The 19,057-nt window shown below is 39.5% G+C and carries 18 protein-coding genes; 1 reads left to right on the top strand and 17 read right to left on the bottom strand.

Going from position 1 to position 19,057, the window contains the following annotated elements:
• Positions 1-99 precede the first annotated feature (99 nt).
• The 5 genes from recG to FHY47_RS01530 form a co-directional block, all read right to left on the bottom strand.
• Positions 100-2,148 carry an ATP-dependent DNA helicase RecG gene (gene recG, locus FHY47_RS01550; protein WP_139891266.1) on the bottom strand — a complete coding sequence of 683 codons (2,049 nt, stop codon included), beginning with the start codon at positions 2,146-2,148 and terminating at the stop codon, positions 100-102.
• A 1-nt stretch (position 2,149) separates the two neighbouring features.
• Positions 2,150-2,494, bottom strand: a complete 345-nt coding sequence (locus tag FHY47_RS01545) for a hypothetical protein (RefSeq protein ID WP_066100558.1) — start codon at positions 2,492-2,494, stop codon at positions 2,150-2,152.
• Positions 2,495-2,526: 32 nt separating this feature from the next.
• Entirely contained in the window at positions 2,527-3,189 is a 663-nt protein-coding gene (gene sdaAB / locus FHY47_RS01540) for an L-serine ammonia-lyase, iron-sulfur-dependent subunit beta (protein WP_066100561.1), read from the bottom strand.
• Positions 3,190-3,286: 97 nt separating this feature from the next.
• Positions 3,287-4,963: a DAK2 domain-containing protein gene (locus FHY47_RS01535; protein WP_066100564.1), complete on the bottom strand. Its 1,677-nt coding sequence runs from the start codon at positions 4,961-4,963 to the stop codon at positions 3,287-3,289.
• Between the two features lie 18 nt (positions 4,964-4,981).
• Entirely contained in the window at positions 4,982-5,344 is a 363-nt protein-coding gene (locus FHY47_RS01530) for an Asp23/Gls24 family envelope stress response protein (protein WP_066100567.1), read from the bottom strand.
• 244 nt (positions 5,345-5,588) lie between these two features.
• Here FHY47_RS01530 and rpmB point away from each other — a divergent pair, with 244 nt between their 5' ends.
• Positions 5,589-5,777: a 50S ribosomal protein L28 gene (gene rpmB / locus FHY47_RS01525; RefSeq protein WP_066100570.1), complete on the top strand. Its 189-nt coding sequence runs from the start codon at positions 5,589-5,591 to the stop codon at positions 5,775-5,777.
• Between the two features lie 211 nt (positions 5,778-5,988).
• On the opposite strand, the gene spoVM is transcribed toward rpmB, so the two are convergent.
• From spoVM to coaBC, 12 genes are all read right to left on the bottom strand, one after another.
• Complete coding sequence (gene spoVM / locus FHY47_RS01520) at positions 5,989-6,069, bottom strand: stage V sporulation protein SpoVM (RefSeq protein WP_049671465.1); 81 nt, start codon at positions 6,067-6,069, stop codon at positions 5,989-5,991.
• Between the two features lie 73 nt (positions 6,070-6,142).
• A complete protein-coding gene (locus FHY47_RS01515) occupies positions 6,143-6,787 on the bottom strand; it encodes a thiamine diphosphokinase (RefSeq protein ID WP_148629557.1) in 645 nt (214 codons plus the stop codon).
• A 252-nt stretch (positions 6,788-7,039) separates the two neighbouring features.
• Positions 7,040-7,687, bottom strand: coding sequence for a ribulose-phosphate 3-epimerase (gene rpe / locus FHY47_RS01510; RefSeq protein ID WP_139891269.1), 648 nt, complete (start codon positions 7,685-7,687; stop codon positions 7,040-7,042).
• 2 nt (positions 7,688-7,689) lie between these two features.
• Complete coding sequence (gene rsgA, locus FHY47_RS01505) at positions 7,690-8,571, bottom strand: ribosome small subunit-dependent GTPase A (protein ID WP_139891270.1); 882 nt, start codon at positions 8,569-8,571, stop codon at positions 7,690-7,692.
• An 18-nt stretch (positions 8,572-8,589) separates the two neighbouring features.
• A complete protein-coding gene (gene pknB / locus FHY47_RS01500; protein WP_066100585.1) occupies positions 8,590-10,626 on the bottom strand; it encodes a Stk1 family PASTA domain-containing Ser/Thr kinase in 2,037 nt (678 codons plus the stop codon).
• 5 nt (positions 10,627-10,631) lie between these two features.
• The gene (locus FHY47_RS01495; RefSeq protein WP_066100586.1) at positions 10,632-11,384 is read right to left on the bottom strand and encodes a Stp1/IreP family PP2C-type Ser/Thr phosphatase; all 753 of its coding nucleotides are present in this window, start codon (positions 11,382-11,384) and stop codon (positions 10,632-10,634) included.
• 4 nt (positions 11,385-11,388) lie between these two features.
• A complete protein-coding gene (rlmN, locus tag FHY47_RS01490; RefSeq protein ID WP_066100590.1) occupies positions 11,389-12,474 on the bottom strand; it encodes a dual-specificity RNA methyltransferase RlmN in 1,086 nt (361 codons plus the stop codon).
• A 3-nt stretch (positions 12,475-12,477) separates the two neighbouring features.
• The gene (rsmB, locus tag FHY47_RS01485; RefSeq protein WP_148629556.1) at positions 12,478-13,824 is read right to left on the bottom strand and encodes a 16S rRNA (cytosine(967)-C(5))-methyltransferase RsmB; all 1,347 of its coding nucleotides are present in this window, start codon (positions 13,822-13,824) and stop codon (positions 12,478-12,480) included.
• Between the two features lie 3 nt (positions 13,825-13,827).
• The gene (fmt, locus tag FHY47_RS01480; RefSeq protein WP_066100596.1) at positions 13,828-14,769 is read right to left on the bottom strand and encodes a methionyl-tRNA formyltransferase; all 942 of its coding nucleotides are present in this window, start codon (positions 14,767-14,769) and stop codon (positions 13,828-13,830) included.
• Entirely contained in the window at positions 14,766-15,251 is a 486-nt protein-coding gene (gene def, locus FHY47_RS01475; protein WP_066100599.1) for a peptide deformylase, read from the bottom strand. Before def ends, fmt begins: the two co-directional genes overlap by 4 nt.
• Before the next feature lie 22 nt (positions 15,252-15,273).
• The gene (priA, locus tag FHY47_RS01470; RefSeq protein WP_139891272.1) at positions 15,274-17,688 is read right to left on the bottom strand and encodes a primosomal protein N'; all 2,415 of its coding nucleotides are present in this window, start codon (positions 17,686-17,688) and stop codon (positions 15,274-15,276) included.
• Entirely contained in the window at positions 17,685-18,899 is a 1,215-nt protein-coding gene (gene coaBC / locus FHY47_RS01465; protein ID WP_139891273.1) for a bifunctional phosphopantothenoylcysteine decarboxylase/phosphopantothenate--cysteine ligase CoaBC, read from the bottom strand. The genes priA and coaBC overlap by 4 nt, the downstream gene beginning before the upstream one ends.
• Positions 18,900-19,057 lie beyond the last annotated feature (158 nt).

The raw sequence follows: 19,057 nt of genomic DNA, 5'->3' as shown, positions 1-19,057 counted from the left end.
CCTTCACCTTCCGAAGTATTATGACTAGGTACTAATAGTAGTATATAATTTAAAAAACCAGATTGCAAGAATTTTTCGGGTTATCATGCAATCTGTTAATCAATCTAATTTCTCTCCCTCTAGAACCCCAGAGCCAGCCAGATAATCTCTTAGATATTTATACTTTTCGTCAGTCCAGAATTCATTTCCGGAAATTAATTCTTCAGCATCCTTCCTGGCCGTTTCAAGCGCGCGGTAGTCATGCACCATGTCTGCTATCTTAAATTCAGGTACCCCACTCTGCTTTCTGCCAAAAAAGTCCCCTGGTCCTCTTAACTCTAAATCCTTCTCACTCAAGGCGAAACCATCAGTTGTATCGCACATTGCATTCAACCGTTCAATTCCCACCTCTGTTTTTGGGTCTGCTATTAAGATACAATAGGATTGTTCTGCACCCCGTCCTACACGGCCTCTTAATTGATGAAGCTGCGACAAACCAAATCTTTCGGCATCATAAATCACCATCACAGTCGCATTAGGCACATTCACCCCCACTTCCACGACGGTCGTTGATACGAGGACTTGAATATCATTATTTCCGAAACCGCGCATGATTTCATCCTTTTCATCTGAATGGAGCTTACCATGCATAAGCCCAACAGAATATTTCGGGCTAAAATACTGTGTCATAGCCGTATGAACATCCAATACATTTTGCAAATCCAGCTTTTCTGATTCCTCAATCAGTGGACAAATCACATATGCCTGCCGTCCATTGTCCAATTCCTTGCTCATAAATGCCAGAATTCTGTCTAACATATTATGCTTGGCCCAATACGTTTCTATCTTTTTCCTTCCAGATGGCATTTGATCAATGATTGATACATCCATTTCACCAAACACCGTTATCGCAAGAGTTCTGGGAATAGGCGTAGCGGTCATGAATAATACATCGGGACTCTCCCCTTTTTCCCTCAATATACGACGTTGCTCCACACCAAACCGATGTTGTTCATCTGTAATGACAAGGCCGAGGTTTTTGAAATTAACATCCTTTTGTATTAAAGCATGTGTTCCTATTAATATATCGATTTCACCTTGTTCAAGCATCTCCATCATTTCTCTCCGGCGTTTTCCCTTCACACTCGATGTTAGCAGAGCTACATTTACACCAAAGGGCTGCAGAAGTTCAAACAGGGAATTGGCATGCTGCTCTGCCAAAATTTCAGTCGGTACCATTAAGGCGCCTTGATACCCGGCAGTCACTACAGCATAAAGAAGGATTGCTGCCACTACCGTTTTTCCAGAACCAACATCCCCCTGGAGCAGTCGATTCATACGATAAGGAGACCGTAAATCCTGCGCAATTTCATTTACGACCTTTTTTTGAGCATCTGTCAGCTCAAATGGTAAAGAAGCGATAAACTTCTTCAATTTCGTATTATCGTACATATGAGACTGTCCATTTGAATTTTCCCTTTTAACTTTCCTAAGGGCCTGCATTTTAATTTGAAACAATAAAAATTCCTCGTAGACAAATCTCCTGTGTGCATGCTTTACTTCAGCGGCGTTCTGAGGAAAATGCAAGTAACGTAAAGCAAGACCTCTTTCCGGTAATTTATATTGGGTAAGATAATGTTCAGGTAAAATTTCTACAAGATCTTCTCTATGAGCAAGATACGCATTTTTAATCCATTTGCGCAGTGATTTGACAGAGATATCACCTTTTGTATGATAAACTGGTTCAAATTCCTGTTCCCTCGCCTCTGAACCCAGTTTATATTCAGATGCCGTCAGGGTTAAACGGTTTTTATCCCATTTCCCTGTTACCGTTATCGTTTCATTCAGTTTTAATTTGTTTTTCATATAGGGTTGATTGAAGAATGTAACAGTAATAATGTGGCGTCCCGTTAAAAGTTTAACATTTAAGCGGGATTTTTTTCGTCCGAAATAGGTTAAATTTGGGGCTGATTGAATAACACCCTCAATCGTTAGACGTTCATCATGGGCTGCTTCCACGATATCTTTAATTCGAAAATCTTCATAGCGATACGGAAAATATTCTAGCAAATCCGCAACTGTATAAATGCCAAGATTATTAAGCTGCAGAGCGGATTCAGGTCCTATCCCCTTTACTGTATCTACTGATAAATCATTTAGTCTACTCATTTTATATCCTTTGAAATCCTAAGTATTTTTCATTTATTTCTTTGCCCGTTGGTGTAGCAGCTAATCCACCTTGAGCTGTTTCATGCAATGATATCGGCAACATTTGTATGATGTTAACCATTGCTTTAATTCTTTCATCACAGAGGATGCTAAACCGTATATGAGAACGAATGTCATCCCATCCTCTTTCGATAGCTTGTTCCAAAACGGCTAGAATTTGATTCATCTGCCTGATAAGCGTTTCCTTTGATATGACGATGCACTTCATTCCCTGCTGAATCATGTCAAATATCTTCTCACCTTTATTTTCAGCAAGTTTAACTAATTCGGCAACATTGCGAAACATACAGTAACCTCCTAATAAAGGGTAGTCTGCTTTTAATCTGAAACTTTTGTAACTTGTGTCACATGATTCAGCAATGAAATTTCCTCTACTATATCATCACCGATATTTTGATCGACCTCAATTGTCATTAGAGCCATTTTTCCTACATCTTTTCGCGATACTTCCATATGACCAATATTAATTTCATGCTTGGCTAGGACATTAGAAACACTTGCTATAGCTCCGAAACGATCGTCGTGTACAACTAAAATGGCCGGGTGATGGCCTGATAAACGTAATTCAAACCCATTCAGTTCAAGTATTTCTATTTTTCCACCGCCTATCGAAATGCCGACTAATTCCATTTCTCCGGTATCATCGCCCATTCTAATTCTGGCTGTATTTGGATGATCAGTTACAGCATCTTCTTCTACAAATGTGATTTCTATGTTCTGCTCTTTTGCTATGTCAAGAGATTGAATAAGACGTGTATCCGAAGTATCGAAATCTAATAACCCAGCCACAATGGCGACATCGGTTCCATGTCCCTTGTACGTTTTGGCAAATGAACCATAAAATGAAATAATCGCCCATTTAGGCTTTCTATTAAACAGGCTTCTCGCCACCCGTCCTATTCGTGCAGCCCCAGCCGTATGAGAACTGGAAGGACCAACCATTATTGGGCCGATTATATCAAATCCACTTTTATATTTCATTTCTTATCCTCTCCCAGTAAAATCAAAAAAAAATCTTTACATACTGAAATAGAAGGGGTATCCCCCTTCTATTAATGTGATGATTTATATATGCTTTTTATTCAGCAGCAAAAATATAGGAGTACAACGGCTGTTTTCCGTTATGCACTTCAACTTCTACTTCTGGGTAGCTATCCGCACAGTATTGAACTAGACGGTCCACTTCATCCTGTGAGCTCTCTTCACCATAAAGAATCGTTAAGATTTCAGCATCATCCAGAATGTTTTCAAGCACCTGTTTAGCCGCTTCCACTCTATCCTTGTTTTTCACTTTTATCTTACCATCAATTAGGCCCATATAGTCGTTTTTCTCGATTTCAAGACCTTCAATGTTTGTGTCACGTACCGCAAACGTAACTTGTCCTGTTATAACACTCTCCAGCGCGTCTTTCATTATACCTTCATTCTCGCTTGCTGAAGCAGCAGGATTAAAGGACAACAAGGCAGTTAACCCTTGAGGTATCGTCTTACTTGGAATCACTGTAACAGCCTTTTCCATTACATCGGAAGCCTGTTCAGCTGCCATAATAATATTTTTATTATTTGGAAGGATGTATACATGATCTGCATTAACAGATTCAATTGCTTTTACGATATCTTCAGTTGAAGGGTTCATAGTTTGTCCGCCTTCAATCACCACATCTGCACCGATGCTTCTGAACAAATCAGCAATTCCTTCGCCCATAGCAATCGCTACTACACCAAAATCTTTCTTCTCTGTTTTTACAGGTGCAGTTTCTCGTAAGTCATTCGCAGTTTCATTTAAAATCGTTGAATGCTGTTCACGCATATTCTCGATTTTGATTTTAATCAAGCTGCCGTATTGTTGAGCGTAATTTAAACAGTTCCCAGGATTTTCTGCATGAACATGGACTTTTACGATATCATCATCTGCAATGACAAGCAGGGAATCACCGTACTGGCTCAAGTCATTTCTGAACTGCTCTTCATTGAAAGGATTCTCAGCAATCTTTTCAGGTTCAAAACGGACCATGAACTCTGTGCAATATCCAAATTCGATATCTTCTGTTTTCATATGTCCCTGAACATTGATATGATGCTCTGCTTTTACAAGCTCATCCATCTTAGGCATGGATTCAGGTGTTTCAGCAAGCTTTTCACCTTTTAATTCAGCCAGAAATCCTTCATAAACGAAAACTAATCCCTGACCACCACTATCTACTACGCCTACTTCTTTAAGCACTGGCAATAAATCTGGAGTACGTTTTAATGAAGCTTTAGCTTCTTTCAAAATAGCTTCCATAATTGCAATGATATTTGTTTCCGTTTCAGAAGCTGCAAGGCCTGCTTTTGATGCTTCTCTAGCAACCGTCAGGATCGTTCCTTCAACAGGTTTCATAACCGCTTTGTAGGCAGTTTCTACACCAGCTTCAAATGCCAAAGCAAATTCTTTACCATCAATGGTCGCTTTTGGCTCAATATTTTTTGCAAATCCCCTGAATAATTGGGATAAAATAACGCCTGAGTTTCCACGCGCTCCCATCAACAATCCTTTAGCTAAAGAAGAACCAACCTTACCAATATGGTCCTGTACATTATTTTTCACTTCTTTAGCACCTGATGTCATGGAAAGATTCATATTTGTTCCTGTATCACCATCAGGCACAGGAAATACGTTTAATGAATCAACTAATTTAGCGTTGGCAGACAGCCTGTTCGCACCCTGTATGACCATTTCGGCGAATCTTTTGCCGTCAATAGATGTTATAGCCACTCAAATTTCCTCCTTAAATTACGGATTCGTAACACGAACCCCTTGAACAAAGATATTAACGGATTCTACCGAAAGTCCAACAGTTTGGCTTAATGTATATTTAACCTTAGATTGAACATTATGAGCTATTTCGGAAATTTTTGTTCCGTAGCTTACAATGATATACATATCAATATGTAATTCATCTTCAACCTGTCTGACTACGACTCCTTTGGAAAAGTTCTCTTTACGCAGTATCTCACTGATTCCGTCTTTAATCTGATGTTTTGAAGCCATACCGACGATCCCGTAACAATCTACGGCTGCTCCACCAGCAATGATTGCTAATACATCATTAGAAATATCTATTTGTCCGTATTTTGTACTCATTTCAATGGACATGTTTGTTCCCCCTTTATAGTAACCATAGCTAGAATCCATTTTACTATAATCACTTTTGAATGGAAAGCCTTTATCCTTTTCCAATTAATCAAAGATAAAATAGTATGTCAAGGTTTTTTTCTTGAAAGACCCTTTCAATTGTATTGCATTATAGCGATAGGTATGTTAAATTATTAAAGTATCTTTTGAAGAGACCGACTAAAAAAGAAATGATTAATATAGGCAGTAAGGAGGGAATTGGGCTATGTCACGCAAATGTGTTATTACCGGCAGAAAAACAACTTCCGGAAACCATCGTTCTCATGCCATGAACGCTAACAAACGTACATGGAAAGCTAACGTTCAAAAAGTTCGTATTCTTGTTAACGGAAAACCGAAAAGAGTATACGTTTCTACAAGAGCGTTAAAATCTGGTAAAGTTGAACGCGTATAATAAACGAAAACAAGCATCCTTTTAAAGGATGCTTGTTTATTTTTCCCATCATAACCCCTGTTTAGTCTTGTGTTCTTGAATATTTTTATGAAAATAAAACCACCGAAGGAAAATTTTTATAATTTCCAGGACTTAGCCTAAGACAAGAAATTTTATAAAGAATTAAATTAAACATAAGAAAAACACCCTTTTACAGGGTGCCATATATTAATTATCCTTTCTTAAAAGCTCCCAACATCGCCTTGACGATTCCTCCCAAAAAGCGGGGCAATTTAATTGTATAAAATTTCATTGTGTCCCTCCTTAGCTCTGCCCGGTTCTCATTATACATTTTCATTTATATAGTAAAAATTCCAACACATAAATCAATCTCTGCTTCTTACCACCAATAATATGCCTTTCAAAAACGAAAAAGTACCAGTTTTAAAATTTAATTCATTGCTAACCGTTAATGTCCGGCCACGGTAAAGAGTGACATTTGATAATGGATATTTAAAGTTTACAAGGGTGATTCCCTCTATTTCTTCTGTTATTGGTATAAACGATATGTATTTAAACTCAGTCTCATCCAATACATAGGAACCAGGTTTAAAAAGTCTGATCTCATTGTTACGATCCACTATTCTTGTAGGAATTCCTTCTTTCATATGCTTCTCATCTGCAAGCATCATGATATTGGCCAATGTATGGTCCATTCTGCCGCCCGTTGCCCCATAAATCGTGATTCTGTCCGGCACTTGCTTATAAGCCCATTCAAGAGCTAATTCCAGGTCGGTAGCATCTTTTTCAGGAGGATACTCATAAAAGTGTTCACTGTGCTCTCGTACACGGTTGAGCTCATCCTTAGAGATTGAATCGAAATCACCAAACACACTATGTAGATGAATACCCGCCTCTAAAATTTGTAGCGAGCCCCGATCAACACCAACCCAAATCATCTCTTTGCTATTTAACTTCCTTAAATCCGGAATATATATATCAGGACCGCCTGCGACGATATTTATTTCCATAAAGTCAGCTCCTTTATTTACTTATTTTCACAAAAAAAGGGTTATCCTCTTTTAGCGAATGGACAACCCTTTACTTTTTTATTATATGATTCTTTACTAATTCAGATACCAGATCGGTTTCCCCCTGGTATACAAATCCTGCTCACTTCTTTTATACTTACAATGACCTGGCTAATAGACTTAGAATCATTTATAGACCACATAAACTGCTCTTCTAACTGAATTTATAACAGGGAAAAAACTCTTACAAAATTATTCCCCACGAATGGCAGCGATTGCTTTCTTTCTATCATCCTTATTATATATAGCCGATCCTGCCACAAGAACTGTTGCACCTTTTTCAATGCACAACTTGGCAGTTTCCTCATTTACACCGCCATCAATCTCAATTTCGATAGACAAGCCTTTTTCTTTGATCATTTTATCCACCTGCTCGATTTTATCAAGGACACTTGGAATAAAGGCTTGTCCACCAAAGCCAGGATTGACCGACATTAAGAGGACCATATCAAGATCATCCAAAATATATTCCAAAACGGCAGGTGACGTCCCTGGATTTAATACTACCCCTGCCTTAACCCCATAGGATTTAATTAATTGGATCGTACGATGCAAGTGTGTACAGGCTTCCGCATGAACTGTTATATAGTCAGCACCGGCCTTTGCAAATGCTTCAATATATTGGTCAGGATTTTCAATCATGAGATGAACATCAAGCGTTAATTTAGTGATGGGGCGTACAGAATCAACAATAAGTGGACCAATCGTTATATTAGGAACAAAATGACCATCCATAACATCGATATGAATCCAATCTGCTCCCCCTCTTTCTACATCCCGTATTTCCTCTCCCAATTTCGAAAAATCAGCTGATAATATGGATGGAGCAATTTTAACCATCGTTAATACCTCGGCTTTCTATCTTTTATTTCCTCCAGAAACTGCAAATAATGCTCGTATCTATATTTCTGGATTTCCCCAATTTCAACACCATGCTTTACAGCACATTTTGGCTCTTTTACATGCAAGCAGCCTCTAAATTTGCATTCTGAGCTTCTTTCCCTGATTTCAGGGAAACAGCCTGGCAGCTCCTCTGCTTCAATTTCAGTAAATTCAAGCGAACTAAAACCAGGTGTGTCAGCTAATAACCCATCACCAAGGTCAATAAGCTCCACATGTCTTGTTGTATGCTTCCCCCTGCCCAAATGGGAGGAAATGATATTAGTTTTCAAATTAAGAGAAGGATCAAGCACATTCAACAAAGAAGACTTGCCTACTCCGGATTGTCCTGCAAATACTGAGATTTTCCCCCTCAAGAAAGGCATTAACTCTGATACTCCTGCTTCTTCCAAGGAAGACGTTAATATAACATCATAGCCAATTGCCCTGTACTGATCGGCATATTCATGAATCCTTTTTTCATCTTCAGGTTCCAGTAAATCCATTTTACTGATACAAATAATTGGAGCAATATTCTTCGATTCAACCAAAACTAAAAATCGATCCAATAAACTCGTACTGAAATCCGGTTCTGCAGCGGAAAATACGAGAATCGCTTGATCCACATTTGAAATAGGAGGACGTACCAATTCATTTTGGCGTTCTTTAATTTCCATTATATATCCATCTGTTGGATTTTCCGCTTGATAAATAACTGTATCTCCAACAAGCGGAGTTACCTTTTGTTTTCTGAAAACACCTCGGCCTCTGCATTGAATGATTTGACCTTCATCCGCTACATAATAAAAGCCGCTCAGTGCTTTAATAATTTTTCCTTCAGGCATATATTCCCTCCTTCAAAGTTAACTATCCGAATAACTAATAACGCCCTCATCATAAACACTGTTATCCTTTATAATCTTATACCCTGCTTTTCCATCATGCGGGATAGTAAATTGCAACGTTTTTTTGACAGTTGAAGTCATTTCAAACGTTTCAACAGGTTCTGTCATATTGTTATTTAAGTCCTCAATTAGGATGGTCACGGTTTGTGGCACACCGGCTAATTCTTCATCATACGTTATGGTAACCTCTTTACTCATAACCTTAGGAGGAATTTCTTCTTCTCCTTTTGAAACTGTTACTTTGACTTCCGACCCAATCTCAACAGCAGTGCCGGCAGCCGGTTCCTGGGAAATGACTTGTCCCTCTTTAATTTTCGAACTGTACTCCTCTTTTGCGATTGTAATCTTTAACCCGGTATCAGCCTCATAATCATCCAGTGCTCTCTGGTTGTAATCCGTTAAATCTTTCAGGGTGATTTTGGCTGGGCCGCTGCTTAGCGTTAATTTCAAAATGGTTTCCGATGGGATGACCTCATCCCCTTGCCTAGGATCCTGTTCAAGTACAGTCCCTACTTCTGAATCATCATTTACCCGCTCTATCTCAATATCTTTGAATCCGAAACCCTCAATGAGTGATTTAATATCTTCATAATTCCGATCCTCATAATCGAGAACTTCTACCTGCTCTTTGCCACTGCTGAAAAATACATTAATAACTGAACCTTCCTTAACGGTATCACCTGCTTCAGGATCAGTGTTTATAACATTTCCCGCGGCGATTTCTTCATCAGGCTTTTCAACCGTCTCACCGATTTCAAAACCTTGCTCAATTAGAGTCGACAGAGCGTTTTCCAATTGTTCATCCCTTACATCAGGTACTTTAACATCCTTTGCTGCGAGCATTCCCGGCAAAAACAAGACAGCCAGAACAGCAATCAAAATTAGACTGGCTAAAATAACCCCAATTATTTTAGGCCATTTTTTCTTTTTCTTAGGCTGTTGCTTTTGCTTTTTTGTTTTATCTTTCTTTTGCTTTTGTTTTTGCTTTTTGTTTTTTAACAATCCCTTTTTACCGCTTGATTGTTCCGCTGGTTCCATCATCACGGTATCTTCGTCCAGAGTCAGGATTTTCGTCTCATCATGATTTCCAAACATTTCATCGTTTGTAATAATCGGAATCGCTTTTGTCGCGTCATCATCACTTGGGATGATAAATTTGCTTTCATTTAATCTGTCTGGATTCAAGGCCGTTTCTATGTCTTGTTCCATTTCCTCCACACTCGAATATCGGTGAAATGAATCCTTTGCGGTTGCCTTTAGGATAATATTTTCCACACTTTGAGGTATAGCTGGATTCCATCGTCTTGGAGACGGTGTCTCTGATTGCAGATGCTTCAGGGCAATCGAAACAGCAGACTCACCGGAAAAAGGCAATCGGCCTGTAAGTAATTCAAACATCACTATCCCCAAAGAATAGATATCGGACTTTTTATTCGCCATACCGCCTCTTGCTTGTTCAGGAGACAAATAATGAACCGACCCAAGAACAGAGTTCGTTTGAGTTATGGACGTTGCACTAAGAGCCATTGCAATCCCAAAGTCAGTGATTTTCACATTGCCGTCATGATCAATTAATACATTATGCGGCTTAATGTCTCTATGTACAATATGGTTCTGATGGGCATGTGTGACCGCTGATGTAATTTGTTTCATAATATCCAAGGCTTTCTCAACCGGAATTGGCGAATAGGCTTGGATATATTGCTTTAAGGTCATACCATCGACAAATTCCATCACAATATAATATATATCGCCTTCTTCTCCAACATCATAAATACTAACAATGTTTGGGTGAGTCAGGCTTGTGGCTGATTGTGCCTCCCTATGAAAGCGCCTGATAAATTCCTCATCGTTGGAAAAGTCCATACGAAGAATTTTTAATGCTACATCACGATCAAGAATCATATCTCTTGCCAGATAAACATTAGCCATACCGCCTCCGCCAATCATACGGAGGATTTTATATCTATCGCTAATTCGTTTGCCGGTCAACATATAACTCACCCTCTTTCACTTTCAAAGCTGTGCAGAAGGATTACTAGAGTTATATTATCTTCTCCTCCGTTTTCATTAGCTTTTTGAATAAATGTATCTGCAATATGGTCTAAAGAATCATTGCCTGTAATAATGGTTTCTATTTCAGTTTCAGATAGTTTATCAGAGAGGCCGTCTGAGCATAATAACAGACGGTCCCCTTCCTCAAAACTGATTGTTTTAATATCTACATCCACACTATTTTCTGTTCCAAGAGCGCGAAGGATGACATTTTTTCTAGGATGATGTGCGGCGTCTTCTTTAGATATTTGACCGGAACGGACAAGCTCATTAACCAGGGAATGGTCTTCAGTTACTTGTTTAAACCCACTATCATTCAGCAGATAACATCTCGAATCTCCAACATTCACAATGGTGGCTGATTTGTCTGTACAAACTACGCCAACTATTGTTGTCCCCATTCCTTCACATTCCTCGTGTGCCATGGAGTGCTCAAAAATTTCATGGTTAACCCTTTTAACCTGCTCCTCCAAAAACAATTCGATTGAACTTGGTGAATCAGACTGCAACTCGGTTTCCCATGCTTCTTTTAGTTTGGAAACAGCCATTTCACTTGCTACATCACCAGCTTTGTGACCACCCATTCCATCGGCAATGACAGCAAAAACCATTTGAGAATTTTCCTTGTAAAATATACCGCCCTGATCCTCATTATGGATTCTCACCTTGCCCCGGTCTGTCCTAAAAACTGCCTTCATCCCATCACCTCGTCTCTTCTTTCCTCTCTTTTGCTCTTAGTTGTCCGCAAGCCGCATCAATATCATGCCCTTGCTCTCTTCTCGTAGTAACATTAACGCCTTGATCCTTCAATGTTTTTTCAAACAGATCGATTTGCTCTCTTGGTGTCCGGACATAATCCCGTTCTGGAACATAGTTGACCGGTATTAAATTCACATGGCATTTTATATCCTTGATAAGTGCCGCAAGTTCAAGCGCATGCTCTACTTGGTCATTTTCACCACCAAAGAGACCATATTCAAATGTAATCCTTCTGCCCGTTTTTTCAACATAATACTTAACAGCTTCCATTAACTGCGGAAGCTTGTAGGCTCTGTTAATAGGCATAAGCTTACTGCGAAGCTCAGTGTTTGGCGCATGCAGGGAAATCGCAAAATTAATTTGTAATTTTTCATCTGCAAATTTATATATTTTAGGAATGATTCCGCTAGTTGAAACCGTTATATGACGCGCTCCGATATTTAACCCTTTATCATGGTTAATGATTCGTAAGAATCCCATCATATTATCATAGTTATCGAATGGTTCCCCGATACCCATGATTACTACGGAACTAACACGCTCATTAGTTTCATCAAGGGCCTGCTGCACTTTTACAACCTGTGCAACAATTTCACCTGCTTCAAGATTTCGCTTTAACCCGCCCAGAGTGGATGCACAGAATGTACAGCCTATTCTGCAGCCAACCTGTGTGGTTACACAGACTGAGTTTCCATAATCATGGCGCATTAATACGGTCTCGATTGAATAACCATCCTTCAATTCAAATAAGAATTTAATCGTGCCGTCTTTTGATGTTTGCTTGATTAGTGTATTTAAAGTGGTTAATGTAAATGATTCTTCCAATTTTGTACGTAAATTTTTGGAAAGGTTCGTCATATCTTCATAAGTAGAAACCCTTTTTTCATATAACCATTCAAAAATTTGTGTTGCCCGGAATGCTTTTTCTCCGTTTTCTTCAAGCCATTCTTTCAGTTGATCTAATTGTAAGGAATATATAGATGGGAGTTGCTCCTGTTTCTTTACTTCCTTAGCTGTTGTTTGTTCCATTCCTTATGCCTTCTTTCGAATAGAAGCAATAAAAAATCCGTCGCTTCCAAAATATTGAGGTAGTACTTGCAAACTATTATCCATTATATAAGGTCTTACCGGTTCCGGCATTCTTTCCTTTAGGGTAAGATCCTTTTCAAACTCAGGATGCGCCTGTATAAACGCATCAATCACATCATTATTTTCATCATTGCCAACAGTACAAGTACTATAAACTATTGTACCGCCTTTTTTTACCAATTGGGATACTTGATGTAAAATATCAAATTGAATTTTCGCAAGCGCGCTCAAATCGTTCTCGCTTTTTGTATACTTGGCATCCGGTTTACGCTTTAACACTCCTAGTCCTGAACAAGGAGCATCCACAAGGACTTTATCAAACATCTCTGTTTCAAAAAATTCTTGAGTTTTTCTGGCATCCATTTGTTTGGTTACAATATTCGATAAACCAAGACGTTTTGCCTGCATATCAATTAATTTAGTTTTATGTGCATGAAGGTCAAGTGCGTAAATTTGCCCGGTATCGTTCATCTTTTCTGCCATATGCATGGTTTTCCCGCCTGGAGCCGCACAGCTATCAAGAATCGTATCATTTTCTTTCGGTGCTAAAGCATAAGCCACAAGCATGGAGCTCTCATCCTGAATACTAAAAAGCCCTTCTTTAAAGCTTGCTGACAAAGCCATATTACCTTTGAGGCAGCGAATTCCTTCTTCTATTAAAAGACTTGGTTCAACCATGTATCCTTCGCTTTTCAGCTTTTCCATCAATTCTTCCCTGCTGATTTTCGTCAGGTTTACTCTGCCGGTTTGAACAGGAGCGTGCAAGTTCTCCTCACACATTTCCTTGGTTTTAGCCACTCCAAATTCCTCTGCCCACTTTCTTACAAGCCATAATGGATGGCTTGTTGAGACTGAGATTTTTTCCAGGGGATCTTTTATGTCATCCAATGATGGAACTCCTTCACGTTGGATAGACCTCAGTACACCATTAACCAATGAGGCAATTCCGCGATGGCCGCGTTTTTTTGCAATTTCCACTGCTTCATGGATAGCAGCCCGATCAGGAACCCGATCAAGATAAAACATTTGAAAAACTGTCATTTCAATGAGCAATAACACCCAGGATTGAAGCTTTTTAGGGTTTTTGATAAACGGTTTAACATAGTATTCCAATGTCATTTTCCGTTGTATCGTTCCATACGTCAGCTCGGTCAACAACCCTACATCCTGTGGGGAGAGTTCATTTTCTTTTATGGCATGGTTTAATGATAGATTACTGTATGCCTGGCTTTTTTCGACAGACACCAGAATATCAAGCGCAACTTCTCTTACATTCTTTTTTTGTGGCATTCTTTATTCTCCCAATTTCATTCCTGTTGATATGATTGCAGTACCTCGGAGCATCTGTTCAGCAGTCATTCTCTTTTTACCAGCTAGTTGTAAATCAGTAATTTTGATTGCTGTATCATTTCCTGTCTTCACAACGAAACCATCTTTTTCGATATCAAGCACTTCACCGGCACTACCTTGCTTGGCGGTCTTCACTTTTTCGCCCCACCAAACCTTTAAAACTGTTCCATTTAACAAAGTATAGGCTACAGGCCATGGATGTAAACCGCGGATATGGTTATAAACCTCTTCTCCGCCTTGTGCCCAATCGATTAATTCCTGTTCTCTTTTAATATTGAAAGCGAAGGTAGCATCTTCCTCATTTTGTTTAATTGGAGTGATTTCTCCATTCAATAATTTTGGAATGGTCTCAGAAACCAGTTGTGCACCAGCTTTACTCAATTTATCATGTAAACTGCCTGTATGGTCAGTTTCCTCAATTGGAACTTCTACTTTTGACAGCATGTCACCTGCATCCAGCTTTTCTACCATGTACATAATGGTTACACCTGTTTTTTCTTTCCCTTGCATGATTGCATAGTGAATAGGTGCACCACCACGTAATTCAGGCAGTAAGGAGGCATGAACGTTTATACAACCATACTTTGGAGCCTCTAATAAACGATTCGGCAGGATTTGTCCAAATGCCGCGGTAACAATTAAGTCTGGATTTAAAGCAAGTACCTTGTCAACTTCTGAATCCACACGAATTTTTTCTGGCTGGAGAACTGGAATACCATGTTTCTCGGCTGTCACCTTTACAGGAGGTGGTGTCAAAATGCGTTTCCGTCCAACCGGACGGTCAGGCTGGGTTACGACACCAACGATTTCATATCCATCATTTATTAAACGTTCTAATACACCGACAGAAAAATCAGGTGTTCCCATAAATATTATTCTAGTCATTCTACTTCATACCCTTCTAACTCTTCTTCACTTATATAACGCACAACTTTTGAAGTAAATAAGATTCCTTCCAAATGATCCATTTCATGTTGAATAGCTCTGGCCAAGTAATCCTCAGCTTCTAAAATATACGTTCGTCCCTGACGATCCTGTGCTTGTATCTTAACATATGCAGGTCGTTCAACCTCTCCATACAGATTGGGAAAACTTAAACAGCCCTCCACATCACGATCCTTACCCTTCGTGGAAAGAATTGTCGGATTAATTAATTCAAATGTTCCAGACTCATCATCTACATCAACAATCGCTACTCTAATATTTTTGCCGATTTGCGGCGCAGCCAATCCCACGCCATCCGCGTCTATCATTGTGTCGTACATATCATCAAGTAACTTCGCTAATTTACGATCAAAAACTTCAACCTTTTTACAGGGAGTTTCAAGAATTTTATCCGGATGTTTTACTATAGGTAATACTGCCACTTATTCTTTTCCGCCTTTCTATTTACATCATAATGAACGGATTGACATCAATCGATAATTGTAACCCTGATTGGGTGGCATTACGTCCATATGTTTCATTCAATTTTTTTAAAATTGTACTTAGATTAGGTTCCCGCTTGTATTTTATCAGACATTGGTACCTATATCTATTGTTGATTCGAGACATTGGGGAAGCAGATGGTCCAAATACAACCGTTTCCGGCCCTACCTGCCGCTTAATAAATGCTGCTATTTTCTCGGCTGCTTCCACCGTTTTCATCACATCTTCATGAGAAATTGTTAAAAGCGCGATATAATAATAGGGAGGATAGTCATTTTGTTTCCGTAAGAACATCTCTCTCATAAAGAAACCGTCATAATCCTGCTCTGATGCCAGTTGAATGCTGTAATGTTCAGGAGTATAGGTTTGAATTACCACTTCGCCTGGCAATTCATGTCTTCCGGCACGCCCACTGACCTGCGTTAGTAGCTGAAAGGTACGTTCTGATGAGCGGAAGTCAGGTAAGTGCAGCATTGTATCTGCAGTAAGAACCCCTACCAAAGTCACTCTTGGAAAGTCGAGGCCTTTGGCAATCATCTGCGTACCAAGAAGAATATCTGCTTGTCCATCTTCGAATTTTTTCAGCAACGCTTCATGTGCTCCTTTGCGTCTGGTTGTATCCACATCCATTCGAATGACTCTGGCATGCGGCAGCAATTTCCCCAGCTCTTCCTCAACCTTTTGAGTTCCTGTACCAAAAAAACGGATATGGTCACTGCCGCAGTCAGGACAAACCTCTGGAACCCGTTCTTCAAGACCGCAATAATGGCATTTCATAAGCGCTTGAACACGATGATATGTCATTGATATATCACAATTTGGACATGTAACTACTAGTCCGCAGTTTCGGCACATCACAAAGGATGAATGTCCTCTTTTATTTAACAAGAGAACAGTCTGTTCCCCTTTGTCTACACGATCCTTCAGCTTTTCAAATAATAGGCCGGAGAACATCGAGCGGTTTCCCCCTCTCATTTCATCCCTCATATCAACGACTGAAACAGCTGGTAAAGCCTGATCGTTTACTCTGCTATTTAATGTTAACAACGTATATACACCTTTTTTCGCTCTTGCAAAACTCTCCAGAGACGGTGTAGCACTGCCGAGGACAACCGGACAATTGTGATAGGCCGCCCGTTTAAGTGCTACATCGCGTGCATGATAACGAGGTGTTTCTTCCTGTTTATAACTACCCTCATGCTCCTCATCAATAATAATCAGACCTAAATTAGTAAACGGTGCAAATACAGCGGAACGGGCACCAACTACAACCTTAACTTCTCCGCGTTGTATTTTGCGCCATTCATCATATTTTTCACCATGAGACAGGCCGCTATGTAATACGGCTACCAAATCTCCAAATCGTCGCTTAAATCTAGTCACCATCATGGGTGTTAAAGAAATTTCAGGCACCAAAACAATGGCTTCCTTCCCTTTATCTACGATTTGCTTGATGGATTGTAAATAGATTTCTGTTTTGCCGCTTCCCGTTACACCATATAATAGGAAATTTTCATTCCGATTTTCCTTTATAGCTAACTTAATCGGATTAATAGCTGCCTGTTGGTTATCTGTTAACTTCAGGCATTGATCCTTTGTAAATTGGCCTTCCGCATAAGGATTACGATATTCCTCTTTCTCAGTAATCTGAACGATTCCTTTTGAAACAAGAGGTTTGATGGCAGAGGAACTGTTAATATTTGTTTCTTCCAGCACTTTTGCCAGCAATTGCTCCCCAGGATGTTCTACCAGATAGGATACTAGTTTTTTCTGATTGCTGGCATTCGCATTTAAGTGGTCTAATTGTTCAAGCAACTCGTTCCTTGTTAGCAATGACGCTATATATTTTTGCTTTTTTATTTTTGTTTTATCAGATACCTGAACAGTAATTTCAAGATTTCCATTGTCAATTTCAGTCTTTATACAGGACAAAAGCTCGTCATTTTGAATCTTAATCCAGCTGACGGCTTCCGCTTTACTGAACAAATACTGGATTTGTTTTGGGAGATCATTTGTCTGCTTACCTGGAGCAAGCCGGATTTGTTTTTCATACTTTGCTTTCAATGCTGCCGGAAGCATTGCCTGGAATGCTGATATTTTAAAACACATCGTCTCATCCGCGAGCCAATGTCCTACATCCAACAATTCGTTATTTAGCGCTGGTTCAATATCCAATAAACTGCTGATTGATTTTAAGCCCTTTACTTCTGTATGCTCCTTTAGTCTTACGACGAAGCCAAGCAATTTCCTTGGGCCAAAAGGAACTGTCACTCGCATTCCCTCACGAATAATGCCGGCCCATTTTTCCGGGATTTTATAATCAAATGGACGGTCCGTTTGCTGGGCCGGTACATCTACGATTACTTCTGCTATCATAAAGAGTGATCCTCATTTACTTGAAGGGATTCTATTTCTTTCAATATTTCTTTGGCAACTTCAGCTTTACTTAGTAAAGGAAGTTCTCTGAAACTGCCATCCTTTTTATATAAGGTAACAATATTGGTATCCGTTCCGAACCCGGCACCTTCATGGGTCACATTATTAGCGACAATCATATCAGCATTTTTCTTAACCAGCTTTTTCTTTGCATACTCATCCAAATCATTCGTTTCAGCTGCAAAGCCTATCAAGATTTGGTTTGTTTTTCTCTTACCAACCTCTCGGAGAATATCCTTTGTACGAGTCAGTTCAAGCGTACTGTCGCCTGCTTGTTTCTTCACCTTTTGATTCTCATAAACAGCTGGTTTATAATCAGCTACAGCAGCTGTACCAATAATAATATGCTGCTCATCCATTACATCCATTACCGCTTCATACATTTCGGAAGCACTTTCTACTTTAATTACTTTGACACCTGCAGGAGCGTCCAATGACACCGGGCCTGACACCAATGTAACCTCAGCTCCCATGCTTCTTGCCACCTCCGCTAAAGCATATCCCATTTTACCGCTCGAAAAATTGGATATATAACGTACCGGGTCGATTCGTTCACGGGTTGGACCAGCTGTAATCAGGACTTTTCTGCCACTTAATGATTTCTTTTCTTCAGCAAAATAATCTTCTAAATTATCAACAATTGTTTCGGGTTCCTCCAGCCTTCCCTTTCCAACATACCCACAGGCTAAATAGCCTTCTGAAGGCTCCATAAATAAATAGCCATCTTCTCGTAGCTGCGCCATATTTCGCTGCACAGCTTTATGGTGATACATATGGACATTCATAGCCGGAGCAATCATAACAGGCGCCGTTGCTGCCAGCAAGGTAGTTGAAATCATATCATCGGCAATTCCATTTGCCAATTTCCCTATAATATTGGCTGTAGCAGGTGCAACTAGAATGACATCCGCCCAGTCAGCAAGCTCAATATGTGCGATTTTACCAGGGATTTTCTCGTCGAATGTATCTATATAAACATCGTTTTTGGATAAAGCCTGAAAAGTTAGCGGCATCACGAATTTAGTTGCTGATTCACTCATTATTACCTTTACTTGTGCACCCGCCTGAACAAGTTTACTTGTTAAGGCGGCCGATTTGTATACAGCAATACCTCCTGTTACACAAACAAGTATCTTCTTATTATCAAGCATCTAATCACTCCATAACTGGTATTCTTGAGAATTCCTTTATATACATCTTTTATATCATATATTATCTATTAAATTTGCACTAATATGTTTTACTATAATTCGAAAACATATCATCAGCCAGCAAAAAAAAACAACCTTATTATCAATCGTAAGGTTGT

Source organism: Bacillus sp. E214, from assembly GCF_008087365.1.
Classification (GTDB): domain Bacteria; phylum Bacillota; class Bacilli; order Bacillales; family Pradoshiaceae; genus Pradoshia.
Note: the sequence above shows the minus strand (reverse complement) of the source record. Positions and strands in the feature narration are given on the sequence as shown.